Below are 21,863 nucleotides of genomic sequence, written 5' to 3' on the forward strand. Positions count from 1 at the left end.
GCGCGCCGCCACGGGCCCAGGCACGGGCTCCCGAATGCCTCCAAGGCATCCCGAGGGTGGCGCACCGGAAACGAGGGACAAGGGGCGTACCATGAAACCGATGCTGATCGCCGCTCTGGCCTGCGCCGCCGGTGCGCTGGTTCTCACCACGGCGACCGAGACGAGGGCGCAGAACTCGATAAGCGGCTTCGGCAAGGGCAACCGCCGGCCCGGCGGCGAGGACAAGAAAGAGCAGTACATCCCCGGCGCCAAGCAGACCGAGAAGGTGTTTCCGCTGGACTCGACCTGGACCGCGGTGAGCATCAACGGCAAGCCGTTCGGCGGCACCGACCGGCCGAGCTTCATCATCGACAAGCAGTACCGCGCCCGCGGCTACGGTGGCTGCAACACCTTCGCGGCGACCGCCTTCCCGCTCAAGGAGCAGCACCTCGCGGTCGGCCCGCTCGCCCTCACCAAGAAGTCCTGCGACAAGAGCCTCCAGGCGACCGAGCAGGCTTACTTCGTGGCGCTCCGCACGGCGGCGCAGTGGGACATGGTCGGCTCGCAGCTCGTGCTGAAGAGCCCCAACGGCGAGCTGAAGTTCGACCGCGCGCTTTAAGGCGCCGTTGACCACGCTTCCACGCGGCCGGGCCCGATTCACCAGGCCTTGAGACGCCCCTGCGCCTTCTTCGATCCGGTTCACGGTCGGAGGGGCGCATGGCGGCAAAGATCGGTCTCGGGCGAGCGACCCTCCGCGCGGGCGTGCACGACGCCTCCCGCTACGTCGCGCCGCCGAGCTTCCACCCCGGCGCGGCCTGGATCGCAGCCGCCGTGCCGCTCCTCGGCCTCCTTCTCGCGCTCGGCGCCCGCTGACGCAGCCGCCGCGACCCGGCCGGCGAAGAACGATCTTCCCCATATCGCCGACCGCGCAGAAGCGATCTTCCACGCTCCGGCGAGGCACGCCGCCGCGGGAGAAAATGATCGCCGTATCCGGCACTTGGCCCGATTGCCCCCGCCCGCCGCACGCGATATCCCGGCTCCGGAAACGCCCGGTCCCGCCCCCGCGCGGGCGGCCCGGCGCGCCGTCACCTGAGCGTCCTTCGGAGATTCGCGACCATGGCATCTGTCGAGACCCCAGCCCGCAAGCCCGGCCATGGCCGCGTCTACGGCTCGATCACCGAGACGATCGGCAACACGCCGCTCGTCCGCCTGAACCGCCTGCCGCAGGCGCGCGGCATCGACGCCGAGATCCTGCTGAAGCTCGAGTTCTTCAACCCGATCGCCAGCGTGAAGGACCGCATCGGCGTCAACATGATCGACGCGCTGGAGGCCTCGGGCAAGCTGAAGCCCGGCGGCACCCTGGTCGAGCCGACCTCCGGCAACACCGGCATCGCGCTGGCCTTCGTGGCCGCCGCCCGCGGCTACCGCCTGATCCTGGTGATGCCCGAGACGATGTCGCTCGAGCGCCGCAAGATGCTGGCCTTCCTCGGCGCCGAGCTGGCGCTGACGCCCGGCCCGCAGGGCATGAAGGGCGCCATCGCCAAGGCCGAGGAGCTGCTCGGCGAGATCCCCGGCTCGGTGATGCCGCAGCAATTCTCGAACCCCGCCAACCCGGAGATCCACCGCAAGACGACGGCGGAAGAGATCTGGAACGACACCGACGGCCAGCTCGACGCGTTCGTGGCCGGCGTCGGCACCGGCGGGACGATCACCGGCGTCGGCTCGGTGCTGAAGCCGCGCCTGCCGAACCTGAAGGTGTTCGCGGTCGAGCCGACGGATTCGCCGGTCATCTCCGGCGGGCAGCCGGGGCCGCACAAGATCCAGGGTATCGGCGCGGGCTTCATCCCGGACAACCTCGACCGCGCGATCGTCGACGGCGTGATCACCGTCTCGAACCAGCAGGCGTTCGAGACCGCCCGCGAGCTCGCCCGCCTCGAGGGCATCCCCGGCGGCATCTCCACCGGCGGCAACGTCGCGGCGGCGCTGGAGCTGGCGGGCCGGCCGGAGTTCAAGGGCAAGCGCATCGTCACGGTCGCGTGCTCGTTCGCCGAGCGCTACATCTCCTCGGCGCTGTTCGAGGGCGTCGGCTAGACCGGGACTGCCACGATTTGGGCGCCGGGCCTGGGGCCCGGCGTCACACAAAACACAGGATCGTCCCCCATCCCGTCGTCAACCGCCCGTTAACGACGACGCCGCAACGATCGTCGCCGGGCCGATCTCGACGATGAACGGGGCTGACGAATGACCTTCGACGACGCGCTCGACGACTTCTCCCGTCTGCACCGCATCTTCAGCTTCCATCTCGGGGTCGCCGTCGGCCTGTCGTGGCTGACCACGCTCTACGCCGCCTGCTACGCGCCGTGGGTGCGCAACATCCGAGCGATCCTCGACCCGGCCAACGGCCTCGACCACATCGAGAGCACGGTCTCCTACCTGTTCGTGATGCCGGCGCTGCTGACGCTGGCCTGGGTCTCGCTGGTCTTCGGCCGCGAGGTGATCCGCCGCTCGCAGACGCTTCCGAGCGTCGCCATGGAGTTCGCGGTCGCGGCGCTGGTCGCCTTCGGCGTGTTCTACCTCTCGATCGACCGCGCCGTCGCCGCGCTCTACGCCGGCCTCTGACGCGAGCAGGGCGGTTTCTCCGCTCCCGCTTCGACAGCCAAGCGATCCCTCTTCCCGCGTGCGGGAGGGGGGACGCATCATACGGTCGAGCGTTGAGAGGGCTTGAACCCATCCCGGCCGGATCGGAAACGCGTCCCCGGTTTCGGGACGGCCCAACCATGCGTGCACACGCCCTTTCAAACGCCTCCGGCTGCGTGTAGACGCGGGTCTCAACGACAATCCCGCCGCCTGCGCCCATCCGCGCCGCCCCGAGAGCCGGGCTGCGCGGTCGGGCACGCGTGAGCGCATCCAAGGCGTCCGATGCCGAAGCGCACCGATATCTCCTCGATCCTCATCGTCGGTGCGGGGCCGATCATCATCGGGCAGGCCTGCGAGTTCGACTATTCCGGCACCCAGGCCTGCAAGGCGCTCCGCGAGGAGGGCTACCGGATCGTGCTGGTCAACTCGAACCCGGCCACCATCATGACCGACCCGGACATGGCGGATGCGACCTACGTCGAGCCGATCACCCCGGAGATCGTCGCCAAGATCATCGAGAAGGAGCGGCCGGACGCAATCCTGCCGACCATGGGCGGCCAGACCGCGCTGAACTGCGCGCTCTCGCTCCAGCGCATGGGCGTGCTGGAGAAGTACGGCGTGCAGATGATCGGCGCGACGGCCGAGGCCATCGACAAGGCCGAGGACCGCCATCTCTTCCGCGACGCGATGACCAAGATCGGCCTCGAGACGCCGAAATCGGAGCTCGCCAACGCCTCGGTGCCGAAGAAGGCCGACCGCGACAGGCGCCTCGCCGAGATCGCCCGCATCGAGGCGCAGTGGCCTGCGGGTGCCGACCGGGACGCGGCGGTCGCCGCCTTCGAGAAGACCTGGCATGCGGGCGAGGGCGACCGGCGCAAGCGCTACATCGAGCACGCGCTGGGCCAGGCCCTGATCGCGCTCGCCGAGGTCGGCCTGCCGGCGATCATCCGGCCGTCCTTCACCATGGGCGGCACCGGCGGCGGCATCGCCTACAACCGCGAGGAATTCCTCGACATCGTCGAGCGCGGCATCGACGCGTCGCCGACCAACGAGGTGCTGATCGAGGAATCGGTGCTCGGCTGGAAGGAGTACGAGATGGAGGTCGTCCGCGACAAGGCGGACAACTGCATCATCGTCTGCTCGATCGAGAACATCGACCCGATGGGCGTCCACACCGGCGATTCCATCACCGTCGCGCCGGCGCTGACGCTGACCGACAAGGAATACCAGGTGATGCGCGACGCATCCCTCGCGGTGCTGCGCGAGATCGGCGTCGAGACCGGCGGCTCGAACGTGCAGTTCGCCATCGACCCGGCCACCGGCCGGATGATCGTCATCGAGATGAACCCGCGCGTGTCGCGCTCCTCGGCGCTGGCGTCGAAGGCCACCGGCTTCCCGATCGCCAAGGTCGCGGCCAAGCTGGCCGTCGGCTACACCCTCGACGAGATCGCCAACGACATCACCGGCGGCGCGACCCCGGCCTCGTTCGAGCCGACGATCGACTACGTCGTCACCAAGATCCCCCGCTTCGCGTTCGAGAAGTTCCCCGGCGCCGAGCCGACGCTGACCACCGCGATGAAGTCGGTCGGCGAGGCGATGGCGATCGGCCGGTGCTTCGCCGAATCGCTGCAGAAGGCCCTACGCTCCCTCGAGACCGGGCTCACCGGCCTCGACGAGATCGAGATCGAGGGGCTCGGCAAGGGCGACGACCACAACGCGATCAAGGCGGCGATCGGCACGCCGACGCCGGACCGGCTGCTCAACGTCGCGCAGGCGTTGCGCCTCGGGGTAAGCCATGCCGAGGTCCACGCCTCGTGCAAGATCGACCCGTGGTTCCTGGAGCAGCTCCAGGGCATCATCGACCTGGAGAACCGGGTCAAGGCGCACGGCCTGCCGGCGACGCCGGGCGCGTTCCGCCAGCTCAAGGCCGCGGGCTTCTCCGACGCGCGCCTGGCCGTCCTCGCCGGGACCGACGAGCCGTCGGTGCGCGAGGCGCGCCGCGCGCTGAAGGTGCGGCCGGTGTTCAAGCGGATCGACACCTGCGCCGCCGAGTTCAAGGCGCCGACCGCCTACATGTACTCGACCTACGTCGCCCCCTTCGCCGGCACGGTCGCCGACGAGGCCCAGCCGACCGCGGCCAGGAAGGTCATCATCCTCGGCGGCGGCCCGAACCGGATCGGCCAGGGCATCGAGTTCGACTATTGCTGCTGCCACGCCTGCTACGCGCTGTCGGAGGCGGGCTACGAGACCATCATGGTCAACTGCAACCCGGAGACGGTCTCGACCGATTACGACACCTCCGACCGGCTCTACTTCGAGCCGCTGACGCAGGAGGACGTGCTCGAGATCATCGAGACCGAGCGGCAGAACGGCACCCTGCACGGGGTCATCGTCCAGTTCGGCGGCCAGACCCCGCTGAAGCTCGCCCGCGCGCTCGAAGCTGCCGGCGTGCCGATCCTCGGCACCTCGCCGGACGCGATCGACCTCGCCGAGGACCGCGACCAGTTCAAGCGGCTCCTCGACAAGCTCGGGATGAAGCAGCCCAAGAACGGCATCGCCTACTCGGTCGAGCAGGGCCGGATGGTCGCGGCCGACCTCGGCCTGCCCTTCGTGGTGCGCCCGAGCTACGTGCTCGGCGGCCGCGCCATGGCGATCATCCGCGACGAGACCCAGTTCGCCGACTACCTGCTCGACACCCTGCCGAGCCTGATCCCGTCCGAGGTCAAGTCGCGCTACCCCAACGACAAGACCGGCCAGATCAACACGGTGCTCGGCAAGAACCCGCTGCTGTTCGACCGCTACCTGTCGGATGCGGTCGAGATCGACGTCGACGCGGTCTGCGACGGCACCGACGTGTTCATCGCCGGGATCATGGAGCACATCGAGGAGGCCGGCATCCATTCCGGCGACTCGGCCTGCTCGCTGCCCTCGCGCTCGCTCTCGCCCGAGATCATCGCCGAGCTGGAGCGCCAGACCAAGGCGATGGCGCTGGCGCTGAAGGTCGGCGGCCTGATGAACGTGCAGTACGCGATCAAGGACGGCACGATCTACGTGCTGGAGGTGAACCCGCGCGCGTCCCGCACGGTGCCGTTCGTCGCCAAGGTGATCGGCGAGCCGATCGCCAAGATCGCCGCCCGGGTCATGGCCGGCGAGGCGCTGGCCGCGTTCGGGCTGAAGAAGAAGGTCCTCAACCACATCGCGGTGAAGGAGGCGGTGTTCCCGTTCGCGCGCTTCCCCGGCGTCGACGTGCTCCTCGGGCCGGAGATGCGCTCCACCGGCGAGGTCATCGGGCTCGATGCCGGCTTCGGCGTCGCCTTCGCCAAGAGCCAGCTCGGCTCGGGCACCAAGGTGCCGCGCTCGGGGACGGTGTTCGTCTCGGTGCGGGACGGCGACAAGGCACGCATCCTGCCCTCGATCCGGCTGCTGGCCGGGCTCGGCTTCGCGATCGTGGCGACCGGCGGCACCCAGCGCTACCTCGTCGAGAACGGCGTCGCCTGCGACCGGGTGAACAAGGTACTCGAAGGCCGGCCGCACGTGGTCGACTCGATTAAGAACGGTGACATCCAGCTCGTCCTGAACACCACCGAGGGGGCCGGCGCGCTGTCGGACTCGCGCTCGCTCCGCCGGGCGGCCCTCTTGCATAAGGTGCCGTACTACACCACTCTGGCCGGAGCGATGGCGGCGGCCGAGGGCATTCAGGCCTATCTCGAAGGTGACCTTCGGGTCCGCGCCCTGCAGGAATACTTCGCAGCCTGAAGCCGGGCGGCGACACGACGTTTCTGACCGATCGCGGACCCTGCGCTCGGACAGGTTTTGGAATCTGGCCCGGAGGGCGCGGCATCCCCGCGTCCGGCCGGGCCTCTTCATTGTGGCGCGAGACGATGGCGATAGACAAGGTTCCGATCACGGTGCGTGGCTTCGCAGCCATGGAGGAGGAGCTGAAGCACCGCCAGCAGGTGGAGCGCCCGCGCATCGTCGCGGCGATCTCCGAGGCGCGCGCGCACGGCGACCTCTCCGAGAACGCCGAGTATCACGCCGCCAAGGAGGCGCAGTCCCACAACGAAGGCCGCGTGCTCGAGCTGGAGAGCCTGATCGCGCGCGCCGAGATCATCGACGTCACCAAGCTCTCGGGCGACAAGATCAAGTTCGGCGCGACCGTGAAGCTCGTCGACGACGATACCGAGGAAGAGAAGACCTACCAGATCGTCGGCGAGCCCGAGGCCGACGTGCATTCGGGCCGGGTCTCGATCACCTCGCCGATCGCGCGGGCGCTGATCGGCAAGGGCGTCGGCGATTCCGTCGAGGTGACGACGCCCGGCGGCGGCAAGTCCTACGAGGTCGTCGGCATCCGGTACGGGGGCTGACCGGTGCGGATGGCGCGACGCTGGATCGCCGGGCTGCTGGCCCTCCCGGCTCTGGCCGCACCGGCCGTGACCGCCCTGGCCGTGACCGCTTCGGCCGTCGCCGCCCCGGCCTCGGCCGGCGATTTTCCGAGCCTGCGGGGCGACCGCTTCTCCGACGTCCGCGTCGACGTGCGCCCGCTCGTGGCGCTCGGCGCCGGGGCAGAGGCCGAGGCGCTGCGCGCCGACCTGACCGCGGCCCTGCGCAGCCGCTTCGCGGCCCGCCTCGGCGGCCGCGGCCCGAGCCTCGTGGTCCTGGTCCGCGGCTTCTCGCTGCGGCCCTACGCCGGTGGCAACAACAGCGGCCGCTCCGGCTTTGGGGGCGGCTCGCAGAACGACTACCTCGACGGCGAGGCGCTGCTGGTCGCCCGCGACGGCGCGATCCTCGGGCGCCACCCGCAGCTCACCGCCACCCCGTCGAGCTTCGGCGGGGCGTGGTACGATCCGCAATCCGAGCGCCGCCGCGTGACCGCCATCGCCGACATCTACGCCGACTGGCTCGTCCGCAACCTGCCCGTCGACTGACGTGATCCCCCCCTCCGAGACGCACGCCGCCCCGGCGCTTTCCGCCGCCCGCGCCTGGATCGTCACCGACGGCAAGGCCGGCGACGAGAACCAGTGCGTCGGCATCGCCGAGACCCTTCGCCTGTCCTACGAGATCCGCCGGGTGCCGTCGCGCGGCCCGTTCGGCTGGACGGCGCCGTGGGGGCCGATTGACCCGCGCCAGGGCCCGTATCGCAGCCGCGGCGCGCTGGCCGGGCCCTATCCCGACATCCTGATCGCCTCCGGGCGGCGCGCGGTGCCTTATCTCCGCGCGATGCGCCGGGCCGCGCCGGGACGCACCTTCACCGCCTTCCTGAAGGACCCGCGCACCGGGCACGACAGCGCCGACTTCATCTGGGTGCCCGACTACGACGACCTGCGCGGCCCCAACGTCTTCACCACGCTGACCGCGCCGCACCTCGTCACCGCCGAGCGGATCGCGGCCGCCCGCGCGCGGCCGGACCCCCGGCTGACGGCGCTCGACGGGCCGCGGGTCGCGGTGCTGATCGGCGGGGACAGCCGGCACCTGAGCTATCGCGCCCTCGACATGCAGCGCCTGGTCGACGACCTGCGCAAGCTCGCCGGGTCGGGCTGCCGGCTGATGGTCACCGTCTCGCGCCGCACGCCGGACCCCCTGCGCGACGCGATCCGCACGCTCGTCTCGGAGACCGGCGGCTTCCTCTGGGACGGCGGCGGCGACAACCCCTACGTGGCGATGCTGGCGCTGGCCGACGCGGTGGTGGTCACCTCCGATTCGGCGAACATGGTCAGCGAGGCGGTGTCCACCGGCGCGCCGGTGCTGCTGTTCGACCTGCCGCGTACCTATATCCGCCACCGGCGGATGTTCGCGGGGCTGGCGATGGCCGGCGCCTTGCGGCCGTTTACCGGGCGGTTGGAGCCGCTGGCCTACAAGCCGATCAACGCCACGCCGGTGATCGCTCAGGCGCTCGCCGACGGCTACGCCGCCTTCCGGGCGGCACAGGGCGGTCTGCCGGCCGGCCGGCACGCCGCCGAGGCTTAGAGCGAGGGATTCGAGGACGTCATGGCCCACACCCATTCCAGGCTGATCATCGTCGGTTCGGGGCCGGCCGGTTACACGGCCGCGATCTACGCGGCCCGCGCCATGGTGCAGCCGCTGCTGATCTCGGGCTTCCAGCCCGGCGGCCAGCTGATGATCACCACCGACGTCGAGAACTATCCGGGCTTCGCCGAGGCGATCCAGGGGCCGTGGCTGATGGAGCAGATGCGGCTCCAGGCCGAGCATGTCGGCACCACGATCCTGTCGGAGTACATCACCAAGGTCGACCTCAAGGTGCGCCCGTTCCGGCTCGAGGCCGATTCCGGCGAGACCTATTCCTGCGACGCGCTGATCATCGCCACCGGCGCCCAGGCGAAGTGGCTCGGCCTGCCCTCGGAGGCCAAGTTCCAGGGCGGCGGCGTCTCGGCCTGCGCCACCTGCGACGGCTTCTTCTTCCGCGGCAAGCCGGTGGCGGTGGTCGGCGGCGGCAACACGGCCGTCGAGGAGGCCCTGTACCTCGCCAACCTCGCCTCGAAGGTCACGGTGATCCACCGCCGGGACAGCTTCCGCGCCGAGCGCATCCTGCAGGAGCGCCTGTTCAAGCATCCGAACGTCGAGGTGCTGTGGAACCGCGAGATCGACGAGATCTGCGGCACCACCACGCCCGCGCCGTCGGTGACGCACCTGCGCCTCAAGGACACCCGCACCGGCGAGGCCAGCGCGGTGCCGGTCGACGGCGTGTTCGTCGCGATCGGCCACAAGCCGGCGACCGAGGTGTTCGACGGCCAGCTCGCGATGCGCCACGGCGGCTACCTCAGCGTCCGCCCCGGCACCGCCGAGACCGAGATTCCCGGCGTGTTCGCGGCCGGCGACGTCACCGACGACGTCTACCGCCAGGCGATCACCGCGGCCGGCATGGGCTGCATGGCTGCGCTGGAAGCGGAGAAGTACCTCGCCAACCTCGACATCGGCGAGAGCCCGCGACAGGCCGCCGCCGAGTAGGCGCGAGCTCGTCCACCGGCCCGAATCCCCGTTCGGGCGGGTGAGGACTGCGCGGTTCGGCCCCGTGCCGAGGATCTGTCAACATTTTCTTTTTGCGGCGCCTTGCGCGCGACCATGCTCAGGACGCATGAGTGACGGGCGTCGCGACGAGGCCGGGCCCGTTCGACCGCAGCCGGGTCCGATGCGTCGCAGCGGGTCCGGGAAACGCCCGCGTCGGTCGACGGCGCGGGTGGCCGGAATGGGGCGCGCGTGCCTCGGCGTCGTCTGGGTGCGTGAGGGAGTCTCGCCGTGGATTGGGACAAGATCCGGATCTTCCTCAACGTCGCGGAAGCCGGCAGCTTCACCCGTGCCGGCGACGACATCGGCCTGAGCCAATCCGCGGTGAGCCGCCAGATCAGCGCCCTGGAGCGCGAGCTGAAGGCGCCCCTGTTCCACCGCCACGCCCGCGGCCTGATCCTGACCGAGCAGGGCGACCTTCTGTTCCGCGCCGCGCGCGACATGAAGCTCCGGCTGGAGAACACCCGCGCCCGCCTCGTCGAGACCAGCGAGCGGCCGTCGGGCGACCTCAAGGTGACCACCACCGTGGGGCTGGGCACCGCGTGGCTCGCCCAGCGCGTCGCCGAATTCCTCGACCTCTACCCGGACGTGCGGATCGAGCTGATCCTGACCAACGAGGAGCTCGACCTCGCCATGCGCGAGGCCGACGTCGCGATCCGCATGCGCCGGCCGGCCCAGCCCGACCTGATCCAGCGCCGGCTGTTCACGGTGCACTACCACGCCTTCGCCAGCCAGGATTACGTCAAGCGCTTCGGCGAGCCCAAGACCGTCGAGGACCTCGACGAGCACCGCCTCGTCTCCTTCGGCGGCAACGAGCCGTCCTACCTGCTGGCTGCGCACTGGCTCGCCAATGTCGGCCGCGAGGGCCGCGAGCGCCGCCCGGTCGCCTTCACCGTCAACAACATCGGCGCGCTGCAGCGGGCGATGGAGACCGGCGCCGGCATCGGCATCCTGCCGGACTACGCGGTCGACGGCGACGACCACCTCGTCCAGGTGCTGCGCGACAGCGAGATGCCGACGCTGGAGAGCTATCTCGTCTACGCCGAGGAGATGCGCACGGTCGCCCGCGTCCAGGCGTTCCGCGACTTCCTCGTCTCGAAGGCGCAGCGCTGGACGTACTGAGGCGCCGGCCGCCACCGCCCTTCCGAGGCGGCTCGGCGGCGCCCGTCGTCGAACGGGCTCCGAAGCGACCCTCGAAGCCAGCCGGATCGGCCGAGGCCGGCGGGTCGGGGCTTCGTCGTCGGATCGCGGGGTCGGCGATGGCGCGTACCTCCGGCGCCCGCCTGCAGGCCCGTGGTCCCGGCGGCATCCGCCGATGAGACATACGACCTATCCTTGTGCGTCGTCTAGTCTTGCATTCTCATCGTCATTTCGGTAATTCCTGAAATGACGAGATCGACGAGGCCGCGGGCATGTCTCTCCTATCCGAGATCGACGCGCTGACGCTTGCGCGGGCGCAGTTCGGGTTCACCGTCGCCTTCCACATCGTCTTCCCGTCTTTCTCGATCGGGCTGGCGAGCTACCTCGCGGTGCTCGAAGGTCTGTGGCTGGCGACCGGCCGCGAGGTGTTCATCAATCTCTTCCACTACTGGCTCAAGATCTTCGCCATCGCTTTCGCGATGGGCGTCGTCTCCGGCCTGGTGATGAGCTATCAGTTCGGCACCAACTGGTCGGTCTATTCCGACAGGACCGGGCCGGTGCTCGGGCCGTTGATGGCCTACGAGGTCATGTCGGCCTTCTTCCTGGAGGCCGGCTTTCTCGGCGTGATGCTGTTCGGCATGAAGAAGGTCGGCCGCGGCCTGCACATGCTGGCGACCCTGATGGTGGCGGTCGGCACCGGCTTCTCGGCATTCTGGATCGTATCCGTCAATTCCTGGATGCAGACGCCGGCCGGGTACGGCACGAATGCGCAAGGTCAGTTCGTGCCCCTCGATTGGTGGGCGATCGTCTTCAACCCGTCGTTCCCGTATCGGCTCGTGCACATGGTGCTGGCCGCCTACCTGACGACGGCGCTCGTGGTCGGCGGCGTGGGCGCCTGGCACCTGCTGCGGGACCGCGCCAATGCGGGCGCCCGCACCATGTTCTCCATGGCGATGTGGATGCTGGCCTGCGTCGCGCCGCTCCAGATCCTCGCGGGCGATGCCCACGGCCTGAACACGCTCGCGCATCAACCGGCCAAGGTCATGGCGATGGAGGGCCACTTCCGGGGTCATCCGGACGGCGCTCCGCTCATCCTGTTCGGCCTGCCGGACCAGGACGCGGCGACCGTCCGCTACGCGCTGGAGGTGCCCAAGCTCTCGTCGCTGATCCTGAAGCATTCGCGCGACGCCGCCCTCGACGGGCTCGACAGCGTCCCGCGCGCGAATTGGCCGCCGGTGCCGATCGTGTTCTGGTCGTTCCGCATCATGGTCGGGCTCGGCGTCGCGATGCTGGGCGTCGGCCTGTGGAGCCTGTGGGCGCGGTGGCGCGGGCGCCTCTACGAGACGACCTGGCTGCACCGCGTCGCGGTGACGATGGGGCCCGCGGGCTTCGTGGCGGTGCTGGCCGGCTGGATCACGACGGAGGTGGGCCGCCAGCCCTTCACGGTCTACGGCCTGCTGCGCACCGCGCAATCCGCGTCTCCGCTGCAGGTGCAGGCCGTCGCGAGCTCGCTGCTCGCCTTCGTCGTGATCTACCTTTCGGTCTTCGGCATGGGGATCCTCTACATCCTGCGGCTGATGGCGCATGCGCCCCATCGCGGCGAGGAAGGCCCCGAGGTCGGCCTGCCGATCCGCGCCGCCGGCCTCACGCCCGCGCCCGCCGTCGATCCCGATCGCCATCTGCAGCCGGCGGAGTAGGAGCCATGGACGCCGCCTTCGATCTCTCGACGGTCTGGGCCTTCGTGATCGCGTTCGCGGTCTTCGCCTACGTGGTGATGGACGGCTTCGATCTCGGCGTCGGGCTGCTGTTTCCCAGCCTCCGGGCCGGGGAGGAACGCAACGTCGCCATGAACTCGATCGCGCCCGTCTGGGATGGCAACGAGACGTGGCTGGTGCTCGGCGGCGGCGGCCTCTTCGCCGCGTTCCCGCTCGCCTACGCGATCATCCTGCCCGCCCTCTACGCACCGATCGTCGCCATGCTGCTGGGCCTGGTCTTCCGAGGCGTGGCCTTCGAATTCCGCTGGCGCGATCCCCGCCATCGCGCCCTCTGGGACGTCGCCTTCGCGGGCGGCTCGCTGGTCGCCGCCCTGGCGCAGGGCATCGCCCTGGGCGCTCTCCTCCAGGGCATCGCCGTCACCGGGCGCGGCTACGGCGGCGGGCGGTGGGACTGGCTGACGCCGTTCAGCCTGTTCACCGGGATCAGCCTCGTGCTGGGCTACGCGCTCTTGGGCGCCACGTGGCTCGTGATGCGGACCGAGGGAACGACGCGCGAACTCGGCCGACGCATGGCGTTCCGGTTCGGGATCGCCACCATCGCCTGCATCGCGGCCGTGAGCGCGGCGACCCCGCTGCTCGACGCCGCCTTCGCCGCCCGCTGGTTCGCCTGGCCGAACGTGTTGCTGACGGCTCAGGTGCCGTTGCTGGTCGTGCTCGGCAGCGTCCTGTTCTTCCGGACGCTCTTGCGCGGGGCCGAGCGGGCGCCGTTCCTGCTGGCGCTCGGGCTGTTCGGCCTGTCGTATGTCGGTCTGGGAATCAGCATCTATCCCGACATCGTCCCCGGCCGGGTGACGATCTGGGAGGCGCCCTCGCCGAGATCCTCGCAGATCTTCATGCTGGTCGGCGCGGGCGTCCTCATCCCGGTCATCCTGGCCTACACCGCCTACGCGTACTGGGTCTTCCGGGGCAAGGTCGGCGCGGACGGCTACCATTGCGCAGGCTGATGCCGCGTTGGGCCGGCCGGCTCGGCTGGTCCTTGGCCCTCTGGATCGGCGGGGTCGTCGTCGGCGGCGGGATCGCCTTCGTGCTGCGCCTCTGGCTCAAGGCATAGCGGGCGATGCAGCTTCCTCCCCTCGCGCAAGCCTTCGTGCTGCATTTCGGCGAGATGGGCTCCCGCTGGGGCATCAATCGCACGGTCGGCCAGATCTACGCGCTGCTGTTCGTGTCGCCGCAGGGGCTCAATGCCGAGGAGATCGTGGACAAGCTCGGCCTGTCCCGCTCGAGCGTGAGCATGGGGCTCAAGGAGCTGCAGGCCTGGAGCCTCGTCCGCCTTCAGCACAGGCCCGGCGACCGCCGCGACTACTTCTCGACGCCGGAGGACATCTGGCAGATCGTCCGGACCCTGGTGGAGGAGCGCAAGAAGCGCGAGATCGACCCGACGCTGACGCTGCTGCGCGAGCTGCTGATGGAGGCGCCGAGCGATGACGACGAACGCTACGCCCAGCAACGCCTGACCGAGATGCGCGATCTGTTCGAGTTGTTCGCCGGCTGGTACGGCGACGTGCGCCGCCTCGACACGCAACGCCTCGTGCAGCTTCTGACGCTCGGGGCCCAGGTGCAGAAGGTGCTGGAGATGAAGGATCGTTTCCTGCCGGGACGGGCGGCACGAGGAAAGGCGTCGATCGGCTGACGGCTGCCCGGAGCCGGGCGCGCAACCCGGCGGTCGGTCCGTCGCGTGCCGCGAGAGCCTTCATCCGTCGCCGGCGGCGGGCGGCGGCCGCCCCCGGCGCAGGCTCCCGTTCCTCGTTGTCCGGCTTCCGATATGCCGACCGCGACCGATTCCCGATCGGCCAACGGTTCGAACCCGAGGCATCGCACCGGCTGGCCCTCCGCGCCTCGGCCCGGTAACACCCGGCCGGCCCGCATGGGGGCCGCAATCCGGAGCATCATGTCGACACGGCCGATCGCCTTCGACCTCACCCGCCTCGTCACCCGCCTGCGCCATGCGAGCCCGTCCGGGATCGACCGGGTCGACCTCGCCTATGCCCGCCACGTGCTCGACGGCGCCGGCGCGCGCTTCGGGCTGGTCTCCACCGGCCTCGGGCCGCGCATCCTCGAGCGGGACCACGCGTCCCGCATCGTCGACGCGGTCGCGGACGGCTGGACCGAGGACGTGGTGGCCGAATCCGATCCGGTCTACCGCCGCCTCGAGGCACGGCTCACCGGCCGCCCGGCGGAGGCCGTCGCCGGGCGCGACCAGCGGTCCGGCACGATCCGCCGGCGGCGCATCCAAGCCGAGACCGTGCTCGGGATCCTGCGCGCCGCGCCGATCTCGGCCCTGCCGGAGGGCAGCCTCTACCTGCACACCTCGCACCTGCGCCTCGACAAGCCCGAGCAGTTCGACTGGCTCTACACCCGCACCGACGTGCGGCCGGCGTTCTTCGTCCACGACCTGATCCCGATCACCCATCCCGAATACGGCCGCCCCGGCGAGGCCGAGCGCCACCGCCGGCGCCTGCGGACCATCGGCCGGCACGCGGCCGCCATCGTCGTGAATTCCGCCGATACCGGCGAGCGGACGCTGGCGCACCTCGCCGCCGACGGGTTCGGGCGTCCGCCGCTCGCGGTCGGCCATCTCGGCGTCGAGCCGGCCTTCGGGCGCGACGGCCCGCGCTTCGTCCCCGACCGGCCGACCTTCCTCGTCTGCGGCACGATCGAGCCGCGCAAGAACCATCTGCTGCTGCTCCATCTCTGGCGGGAGCTCGCCGAGCGCCACGGCCCGGCCGCGCCCCGGCTCGTGCTGGTCGGGCGCCGCGGGTGGGAGGCCGAGAACGTCGTCGACCTGCTGGAGCGCTGCGAGGCGATCCGCCCGCACGTCGTCGAGGTCTCCGGGCTCTCGACCCACGGCCTCGCCGCGCTCACGCGGAGCTGCACGGCGCTGCTGATGCCGTCCTTCACCGAAGGCTACGGCATCCCGATCGTCGAGGCGGCGGCGTCCGGCGTGCCGGTGGTCGCCTCCGGCATTCCGGTCCACCGCGAGATCGCCGAGGGCTTCGCCGCCTTCCTCGATCCCCTCGACGGCCTCGGCTGGGGGCGGGCGGTCGAGGATCTGAGCCGGCCGGGCTCCGGGCTTCGCGAGACGCTGGCCCAACGTCTCGACGGCTACGCCGCACCGACCTGGGCGGCGCATTTCGAGCAGGCCGACGCGCTGCTCGATGCGCTCTGATCCGCGGCGCGCCTCCGGCGGCGTGTTGCACCGCGGACGGCTGACGAATAAGGAAAAGCGTCAGCCCGCGCGGCCGGCCTCTCTTCCAGGGAATCGTTCGATGCGTGTTGTCGACCTCGACCGCGATGCGATCAAGCAGGGTCTCGCCGACGGGTCGATGCTGGTGATCGACGTGCGCGAGCCGCACGAATACGAGAACGGCCACATCCCCGGAGCGGTGATGCACCCGCTCTCGAGCTTCGATCCGGCGGCGGTGGCCGCTCTGATCGAGGCGGACGGGCGCCGCGCGGTCTTCTCCTGCGGCTCCGGCGTGCGCTCGGTCCACGCGCTCAACGCGATGCAGCAGACCGGGCTCGGCCTCACGGAACACTACAAGGGCGGCTATCGCGACTGGTCGTCGGCCGGTGAAGCGATTGAGTAGACCCGTCGAAGCACGGCCGCATGCGCGTCGCCCGGTCGGTCGCGGCGAAGCCATGTGCGGTGTCGCACAACCTGTGCGCGCTGCGGGGAATAGGTGGCGGGCTGCTGGGGAACCATCCATGTACAAGCGTCGGCTCGCAAGCCTCATCGTGATCGCCGCGGCGCTCGCCGCGCCGCAGGCCCGTGCCCAGGCGCCGGGCGGCCCGCCGCCGAAGGTGACGGTCGCCAAGCCCGTGGTCCGCGAGATCATCGAGCAGGACCAGTATACCGGCCGCTTCGATCCGATCGAGTTCGTCGAGGTCCGCGCGCGGGTGACGGGCTACCTCGAGAAGATCAACTTCACGGACGGCGCCACGGTGAAGAAGGGCGACGTGCTCTTCGTCATCGACCGGCGGCCCTACAAGGCGGCCCTGGAGCAGGCGCAGGCCTCGCTGACCTCGGCCAAGGCCCGCCTCTCGTTCTCGCAGACCGACCTGGAGCGCGCGCAGACCCTGTCGAAGGGCGGCAACATTTCCGAGCAGGTCACCGACCAGCGCCGCCAGGCCTCGCAGACCGCGCAGGCCGACGTCGACAGCGCCGAGGCGGCGCTCCGCAACGCCCAGTTGAACTTCGACTTCTCGGAAGTGAAGTCGCCGATCAACGGGCGGATCAGCCAGCGCCTCGTGACCGAGGGCAACATCGTCATCACCGACCAGACGATGCTGACCACCATCGTCTCGCTCGATCCGATCTACTTCTCCTTCACCGTCGACGAGAAGTCGTTCCTGAAGTACCAGGGCTCGCTCGGCATCGGCATGGGCCAGACCCAGCGCGGCAGGGGCGTCCCGATCCTGATCGCCCTGTCGGGCGAGGCCAAGCCGACCCGCAAGGGCACCCTCGACTTCGTCGACAACCGCGTCGACAACTCCACCGGCACGATCCTCCTGCGCGCCACGGTCGAGAACGCCGACGGCTTCATCAAGCCGGGCCTGTTCGGCATCGTCTCGATGCCCGCGACGAAGCCGTTCCAGGGCGTCATGATCCCGGACGAGGCGGTCGCCGCCAACCAGGACAAGCGCATCGTCTACCTCGTCGGCGAGGACGGGACGGTGACGGCCAAGGACGTGAAGCTCGGGCCCAAGGTCGACGGCTACCGCGTGATCCGCGACGGCCTGAAGGGCGACGAGACCATCGTGGTCAACGGCACCTCCCGCGTGCGCCCCGGCGCCAAGGTCTCGCCGGAATCGATCACGCTGCCGCCGAGCAAGACCTGAGGCCGTCCGCGGTCTCGAGCGTACGAGCGGCACCGGTCCCGACCGGTGCGGCGCCATCGACGACGCCGGTCGCCGGCTCCGCGAGGGGCGGCGACCCAGAGGTTTGACCGATGCGTTTTGCCCACTTCTTCGTCGATCGGCCGATCTTCGCGTCGGTCACGTCGATCATCTTCCTGCTCCTCGGCTTCGTCGCCTACGAGAGCTTGCCGGTCTCGCAATATCCCGAGATCGTCCCGCCCACGGTCACCGTGCGCGCGAGCTTCCCCGGCGCCAACGCCGAGACGGTGGCCGCGACGATCGCGACGCCGATCGAGCAGGAGGTGAACGGCGTCGACAACATGCTCTACATGACGTCGCTGTCGACCAACGACGGCAACATGCTGCTGACCGTCACCTTCAAGGTCGGCACCAACCTCGATATCGCCAACGTGCTGGTGCAGAACCGGCTCTCGGTGGCGCAGCCGCGCCTGCCGCCGGACGTGCGCAACCTCGGCGTCACCGTGCGCAAGGCCTCGCCCGACCTGATGCTGGTCGTGCACCTGCTCTCGCCGAACAAGACCTACGACCAGAACTACCTGGCCAACTACATCTACCTGAACATCCGTGACGAGATGCTGCGCCTGGACGGCGTCGGCGACATCACGATCTTCGGCGGCAACGAGTACGCCGAGCGCATCTGGCTCGACCCGAACAAGCTCGCCGCCTACGGGCTCTCCACCACCGACGTGACCACGGCGTTGCAGGAGCAGAATGTGCAGGTCGCCGCCGGCGCGCTCAACGCGCCGCCCGCCCAGACCGGCGAGGCGTTCCAGCTCGTGGTGCAGTCGCAGGGGCGCTTCCAGACGCCGGAGGAGTTCGCCGACGTCATCGTCAAGGCGACCAACGGCCGCCTGGTGCGGGTGAAGGATGTCGCCCGCACCGAGATGGGCCAGAAGGACTACACCACCAACTCCTTCCTGAACGCGACGCCGGCGGTGGGCATCGGCGCGTTCCAGCGCCCGGGCACCAACGCGCTCGACGCCGCGGCCTCCGTCAAGAAGGTGATGGAGAACCTGAAGAAGAACTTCCCGCCCGACGTCGAGTACCGCATCGCCTACAACCCGACCGAGTTCATCGAGGAGTCGATCCAGGAGGTCTACAAGACCCTGTTCGAGGCCGTCGGCCTCGTGGTGATCGTGATCCTGGTGTTCCTCCAGAGCTGGCGCACGGCGCTGATCCCGGTGATCGCGATCCCCGTCTCGCTCGTCGGCACCTTCGCGGCGATGTCGGCCTTCGGGTTCTCGCTGAACAACCTCACCCTGTTCGGGCTGGTGCTCGCCATCGGCATCGTCGTCGACGACGCGATCGTCGTGGTCGAGAACGTCGATCGCAACATGGAGGAGGGGCTGTCGCCGGGCGAGGCCGCGCACAAGACCATGGACGAGGTCGGCTCGGCCGTCGTCGCCATCGCGCTCGTGCTGGCCGCGGTGTTCATCCCGACCGCCTTCATCCCCGGCATCTCGGGCCAGTTCTACAAGCAGTTCGCGCTGACGATCGCCGCCTCGACGATCATCTCCGCCTTCAACTCGCTGACCCTGTCGCCGGCACTCTGCAAGCTGCTCCTGGTGCCCCACCACGCCCGCAAGCAGCCGAAGTTCTTCCTCACGCGGTTCATCGCCTGGCTCGCCGACCTGTTCAACCGCGGCTTCGAGGCGCTCTCGAACGGCTACGCCCGGGTCGTCGGCCTGCTCACCGGCTACAGCGTCGGCATCGTCGCCGTGATGGTGTTCTACGGCTTCGTCATCTTCGGCACGATCCACCTTGTGCAGACGACGCCGACGGGCTTCATCCCCGACCAGGACCAGGGCTACCTCATCGGCGTGGTCCAGCTGCCGGCCGGCGCCTCGCTCGACCGCACCACCGAGACGGTGAACCGGGCGGCCGCGGAAGCGCGCAAGATCGACGGCGTGACCAACACCGTCATCATCGCCGGCTTCGACGGCGCGACCTTCACCAACACCACCAACTCCGGCGTGATGTTCATCACGCTGGCCGGCGCCAAGGAGCGCGCCACCCACGGGCGCAGCGCGGCGGTGATCACCGGCGAGGTGCTGAAGGCCACCGCCAACATCCAGGAGGCGCGGGTCATCGTCATCCCGCCGCCGCCGGTGCGCGGCCTCGGCAACGGCGGCGGCTTCAAGATGCAGGTCGAGAGCCGGCAATCCTCGGAGACCGGGCCGCTGCTGGCCGCCGCCGGCGAGCTGATCGGCCAGGCCAACCAGAGCAGCGACGTGCAGCGGGTGTTCACCACCTTCGGCAACGACACGCCGCAGCTCTACCTCGACATCGACCGCACGATCGCGCGGATGCTGAACGTGCCGCTGGCCAACGTCTTCGCCTCGGTGCAGGCGGACCTGGGCGGCGCCTACGTCAACGACTTCAACACGCTCGGCCGCATCTACCAGGTGCGCCTGCAATCCGATGCCGCCTACCGGACCTCGCAGCAGGACATCTCGCAGATCAAGGTCCGCTCCTCCACCGGCGCGCTGGTGCCGCTGGGGACCTTGGCCTCGCTGCGCACCGTCGCCGGCCCGCAGATCGTGCAGCGGTTCAACCTGTACTACTCGGTGCCGGTGCAGGGCGTGGCCAAGCCCGGCGTCTCGACCGGCCAGGCGCTCACCGCCATGGAGGAGATCGCCGCCAAGGCGCTGCCCGAGGGCTACGCCTACGACTGGACCGAGATCGCCTACCAGCAGAAGGCCACCGGAAACACGGCGGTCTACGTGTTCGCGCTGGGCATCCTGCTGGTGTTCCTGGTGCTCGCCGCGCAGTACGAGAGCTGGGCGCTGCCGATCTCAATCCTGATGGTGGTGCCGACCGGGGTGCTGGCCGCCTTGTTCGGCGTGCAGCTGCGCGGGCAGGACAACAACATCCTGACCCAGATCGGCCTGATCGTGCTGATCGGTCTCGCGGCGAAGAACGCCATCCTGATCGTCGAGTTCGCCCACGACATCGAGGAGGCGGAGCACAAGGGCCCCGTCGCCGCCGCGATCCAGGCCTGCCGCCTGCGCCTGCGCCCGATCCTAATGACCGCCTTCGCCTTCATCCTCGGCGTGCTGCCGCTGGTGATCGCCACCGGCCCCGGTGCCGAGATGCGCCAGGCGCTGGGCACCGCGGTGTTCTTCGGGATGATCGGCGCGACCTTCTTCGGCCTGTTCCTGACGCCGGTCTTCTACGTGATGATCCGGAACATCGTGATCTGGGTGGGCAAGAAGCGCGGCAAGAGCACCGACGACGGCCACGGCGGCGCCCCGGCGCACGCGGCGCCCGCGCATACCTGATCCGGCCCGGCGCCGGCGACCTTCGCGGCCCGCAGGGCGTGTCCATTGGGCACGGCCTGCGGGCCGCAACCGTTTGCGCCGCAACCGCTTGTCGCTGCGGTACGTCGGGGGAAGTCGCGCATGGCACGGGTCGCAGTCGTCACAGGGGGCACCGCCGGGATCGGCCTGGCCACCGCCCACCTGTTCGCGTCCCGCGGCTGGTCGGTGGCGGTGATCGCCCGCGATGAAGGCCGGCTGCGCGCGACCGCCGCCGCCCTCGCGGCTTACGGCCGCCCGGTGCTGACGATCCCGGCCGACGTGTCGGATGCCGAGGCGGTCGACGCCGCCGCCGCCCGGATCGAAGCCGAGCTCGGGCCGGTCCGCGCCTGGGTCAACAATGCGATGTCGACGGTGGTGAGCCGGGCCGACCGGATCACGCCGGCCGAGTACCGCCGCGTCACGGAGACGACCTATCTCAGCCAGGTCTACGGCACGCTCGCCGCCCTGCGCTTCATGAAGCCGCGCGATCGCGGGGCGATCATCCAGGTCTCGTCCGGGCTGGGCTACCGCGCCGCGGCGCTGCAGGCGCCGTACTGCGCGGCCAAGTTCGCCGTCTCGGGCTTCACCGATTCGCTGCGCTGCGAGCTGATCCACGACAAGTCCGCGGTCTCGCTCAGCGTGATCTACCTGCCGGCGGTCAACACCCCGCAATACCGCTGGACCCGCAACCGGACCGGCCGCGACCAGAATGCGCCGGACCCGGTCTACGATTCGCGCCTGTGCGCCGAGGCCATCGTCTACGCCGCCGAGCATCCGCGCCGCGAGGTCTGGGTCGGCCGCAGCACGGTGATGATGGCTGCGGCCCAGGCCCTGGTCCCGGGCTATGCCGACCGGAAGGCCGCCGAGATGTGGCCCAAGCAGATGGCCGACGAGGACCTGCCGTACCGGGCCGGCAACCTCGACGCCCCGGTGCCGGGCGACGTCGGCATCGACGGGCGCTTCGGCGCCCGGACCAAGCGCACCCGTTCCGCGTTCTGGACCAGCCGGGAGCGCGACCTGCTCATGGCGGGCCTGGCCGGAATCGCCCTGGCGGGGCTCGCGAGCGCCGCGGCGGTGGCGCGTTCCCCGCGGCTGCTGCTGCCGCGGCCCTGACGGGCTCCCGTTTCGGCGGGGC

Annotated in this window: 19 protein-coding genes; all 19 read left to right on the plus strand. The window is 70.0% G+C overall.

The features are described from left to right. Positions 1-91 precede the first annotated feature (91 nt). The 19 genes from MKK68_RS25620 (at position 92) to MKK68_RS25710 (ending at position 21,841) form a co-directional block, all read left to right on the plus strand. Positions 92-598 (plus strand): META domain-containing protein, encoded by a 507-nt coding sequence (locus MKK68_RS25620; RefSeq protein ID WP_147727014.1) that lies wholly within the window; start codon positions 92-94, stop codon positions 596-598. A gap of 98 nt (positions 599-696) precedes the next feature. Continuing rightward, positions 697-852: a hypothetical protein gene (locus MKK68_RS25625; RefSeq protein ID WP_187276110.1), complete on the plus strand. Its 156-nt coding sequence runs from the start codon at positions 697-699 to the stop codon at positions 850-852. A gap of 243 nt (positions 853-1,095) precedes the next feature. Then, positions 1,096-2,070 carry a cysteine synthase A gene (cysK, locus tag MKK68_RS25630; RefSeq protein ID WP_244033338.1) on the plus strand — a complete coding sequence of 325 codons (975 nt, stop codon included), beginning with the start codon at positions 1,096-1,098 and terminating at the stop codon, positions 2,068-2,070. Positions 2,071-2,220: 150 nt separating this feature from the next. Next, complete coding sequence (locus tag MKK68_RS25635) at positions 2,221-2,598, plus strand: hypothetical protein (protein WP_244033339.1); 378 nt, start codon at positions 2,221-2,223, stop codon at positions 2,596-2,598. Between the two features lie 300 nt (positions 2,599-2,898). Then, positions 2,899-6,372, plus strand: a complete 3,474-nt coding sequence (gene carB, locus MKK68_RS25640; RefSeq protein ID WP_243951436.1) for a carbamoyl-phosphate synthase large subunit — start codon at positions 2,899-2,901, stop codon at positions 6,370-6,372. A 131-nt stretch (positions 6,373-6,503) separates the two neighbouring features. Then, the gene (gene greA, locus MKK68_RS25645) at positions 6,504-6,980 is read left to right on the plus strand and encodes a transcription elongation factor GreA (RefSeq protein ID WP_187274882.1); all 477 of its coding nucleotides are present in this window, start codon (positions 6,504-6,506) and stop codon (positions 6,978-6,980) included. Positions 6,981-6,989: 9 nt separating this feature from the next. Further along, positions 6,990-7,541: a hypothetical protein gene (locus MKK68_RS25650; protein WP_243933915.1), complete on the plus strand. Its 552-nt coding sequence runs from the start codon at positions 6,990-6,992 to the stop codon at positions 7,539-7,541. 1 nt (position 7,542) lies between these two features. Beyond that, positions 7,543-8,580 carry a mitochondrial fission ELM1 family protein gene (locus tag MKK68_RS25655; RefSeq protein ID WP_244033340.1) on the plus strand — a complete coding sequence of 346 codons (1,038 nt, stop codon included), beginning with the start codon at positions 7,543-7,545 and terminating at the stop codon, positions 8,578-8,580. A 21-nt stretch (positions 8,581-8,601) separates the two neighbouring features. Next, on the plus strand, positions 8,602-9,579 hold the full coding sequence (gene trxB / locus MKK68_RS25660; RefSeq protein ID WP_244033341.1) for a thioredoxin-disulfide reductase: 978 nt from the start codon (positions 8,602-8,604) through the stop codon (positions 9,577-9,579). A gap of 288 nt (positions 9,580-9,867) precedes the next feature. Then, complete coding sequence (locus MKK68_RS25665) at positions 9,868-10,758, plus strand: LysR family transcriptional regulator (RefSeq protein ID WP_147727817.1); 891 nt, start codon at positions 9,868-9,870, stop codon at positions 10,756-10,758. A 290-nt stretch (positions 10,759-11,048) separates the two neighbouring features. Further along, a complete protein-coding gene (locus tag MKK68_RS25670) occupies positions 11,049-12,473 on the plus strand; it encodes a cytochrome ubiquinol oxidase subunit I (protein ID WP_244033342.1) in 1,425 nt (474 codons plus the stop codon). Positions 12,474-12,478: 5 nt separating this feature from the next. Next, the gene (cydB, locus tag MKK68_RS25675) at positions 12,479-13,495 is read left to right on the plus strand and encodes a cytochrome d ubiquinol oxidase subunit II (protein WP_244033343.1); all 1,017 of its coding nucleotides are present in this window, start codon (positions 12,479-12,481) and stop codon (positions 13,493-13,495) included. After that, positions 13,495-13,602, plus strand: a complete 108-nt coding sequence (locus MKK68_RS25680; RefSeq protein ID WP_244033344.1) for a DUF2474 domain-containing protein — start codon at positions 13,495-13,497, stop codon at positions 13,600-13,602. The genes cydB and MKK68_RS25680 overlap by 1 nt, the downstream gene beginning before the upstream one ends. A 6-nt stretch (positions 13,603-13,608) precedes the next feature. Then, positions 13,609-14,181, plus strand: coding sequence for a GbsR/MarR family transcriptional regulator (locus MKK68_RS25685; protein ID WP_244033345.1), 573 nt, complete (start codon positions 13,609-13,611; stop codon positions 14,179-14,181). Positions 14,182-14,439: 258 nt separating this feature from the next. After that, positions 14,440-15,717, plus strand: a complete 1,278-nt coding sequence (locus MKK68_RS25690; protein ID WP_244033346.1) for a glycosyltransferase family 4 protein — start codon at positions 14,440-14,442, stop codon at positions 15,715-15,717. Between the two features lie 100 nt (positions 15,718-15,817). Next, the gene (locus tag MKK68_RS25695) at positions 15,818-16,138 is read left to right on the plus strand and encodes a rhodanese-like domain-containing protein (RefSeq protein ID WP_147841424.1); all 321 of its coding nucleotides are present in this window, start codon (positions 15,818-15,820) and stop codon (positions 16,136-16,138) included. 118 nt (positions 16,139-16,256) lie between these two features. Continuing rightward, a complete protein-coding gene (locus tag MKK68_RS25700) occupies positions 16,257-17,390 on the plus strand; it encodes an efflux RND transporter periplasmic adaptor subunit (protein ID WP_244033347.1) in 1,134 nt (377 codons plus the stop codon). Positions 17,391-17,500: 110 nt separating this feature from the next. Then, positions 17,501-20,710 carry an efflux RND transporter permease subunit gene (locus tag MKK68_RS25705; RefSeq protein ID WP_244033348.1) on the plus strand — a complete coding sequence of 1,070 codons (3,210 nt, stop codon included), beginning with the start codon at positions 17,501-17,503 and terminating at the stop codon, positions 20,708-20,710. A 120-nt stretch (positions 20,711-20,830) separates the two neighbouring features. Further along, positions 20,831-21,841 (plus strand): SDR family oxidoreductase, encoded by a 1,011-nt coding sequence (locus tag MKK68_RS25710; protein ID WP_244033349.1) that lies wholly within the window; start codon positions 20,831-20,833, stop codon positions 21,839-21,841. Positions 21,842-21,863 lie beyond the last annotated feature (22 nt).

It is taken from the genome of Methylobacterium sp. E-016 (genome assembly GCF_022829745.1).
Classification (GTDB): Bacteria; Pseudomonadota; Alphaproteobacteria; order Rhizobiales; family Beijerinckiaceae; genus Methylobacterium.

Excerpts from the sequence above, each read along its gene's own strand:
- MKK68_RS25705 (WP_244033348.1), top strand. The coding sequence starts at position 17,501 with ATGCGTTTTGCCCACTTCTTCGTCGATCGGCCGATCTTCGCGTCGGTC.
- cydB (WP_244033343.1), top strand. The coding sequence starts at position 12,479 with ATGGACGCCGCCTTCGATCTCTCGACGGTCTGGGCCTTCGTGATCGCG.
- MKK68_RS25625 (WP_187276110.1), top strand. The coding sequence starts at position 697 with ATGGCGGCAAAGATCGGTCTCGGGCGAGCGACCCTCCGCGCGGGCGTG.
- cysK (WP_244033338.1), top strand. The coding sequence starts at position 1,096 with ATGGCATCTGTCGAGACCCCAGCCCGCAAGCCCGGCCATGGCCGCGTC.
- trxB (WP_244033341.1), top strand. The coding sequence starts at position 8,602 with ATGGCCCACACCCATTCCAGGCTGATCATCGTCGGTTCGGGGCCGGCC.
- MKK68_RS25710 (WP_244033349.1), top strand. The coding sequence starts at position 20,831 with ATGGCACGGGTCGCAGTCGTCACAGGGGGCACCGCCGGGATCGGCCTG.
- MKK68_RS25695 (WP_147841424.1), top strand. The coding sequence starts at position 15,818 with ATGCGTGTTGTCGACCTCGACCGCGATGCGATCAAGCAGGGTCTCGCC.
- MKK68_RS25670 (WP_244033342.1), top strand. The coding sequence starts at position 11,049 with ATGTCTCTCCTATCCGAGATCGACGCGCTGACGCTTGCGCGGGCGCAG.
- MKK68_RS25690 (WP_244033346.1), top strand. The coding sequence starts at position 14,440 with ATGTCGACACGGCCGATCGCCTTCGACCTCACCCGCCTCGTCACCCGC.
- MKK68_RS25635 (WP_244033339.1), top strand. The coding sequence starts at position 2,221 with ATGACCTTCGACGACGCGCTCGACGACTTCTCCCGTCTGCACCGCATC.
- carB (WP_243951436.1), top strand. The coding sequence starts at position 2,899 with ATGCCGAAGCGCACCGATATCTCCTCGATCCTCATCGTCGGTGCGGGG.
- MKK68_RS25700 (WP_244033347.1), top strand. The coding sequence starts at position 16,257 with ATGTACAAGCGTCGGCTCGCAAGCCTCATCGTGATCGCCGCGGCGCTC.
- MKK68_RS25650 (WP_243933915.1), top strand. The coding sequence starts at position 6,990 with ATGGCGCGACGCTGGATCGCCGGGCTGCTGGCCCTCCCGGCTCTGGCC.
- MKK68_RS25620 (WP_147727014.1), top strand. The coding sequence starts at position 92 with ATGAAACCGATGCTGATCGCCGCTCTGGCCTGCGCCGCCGGTGCGCTG.
- MKK68_RS25685 (WP_244033345.1), top strand. The coding sequence starts at position 13,609 with ATGCAGCTTCCTCCCCTCGCGCAAGCCTTCGTGCTGCATTTCGGCGAG.
- MKK68_RS25680 (WP_244033344.1), top strand. The coding sequence starts at position 13,495 with ATGCCGCGTTGGGCCGGCCGGCTCGGCTGGTCCTTGGCCCTCTGGATC.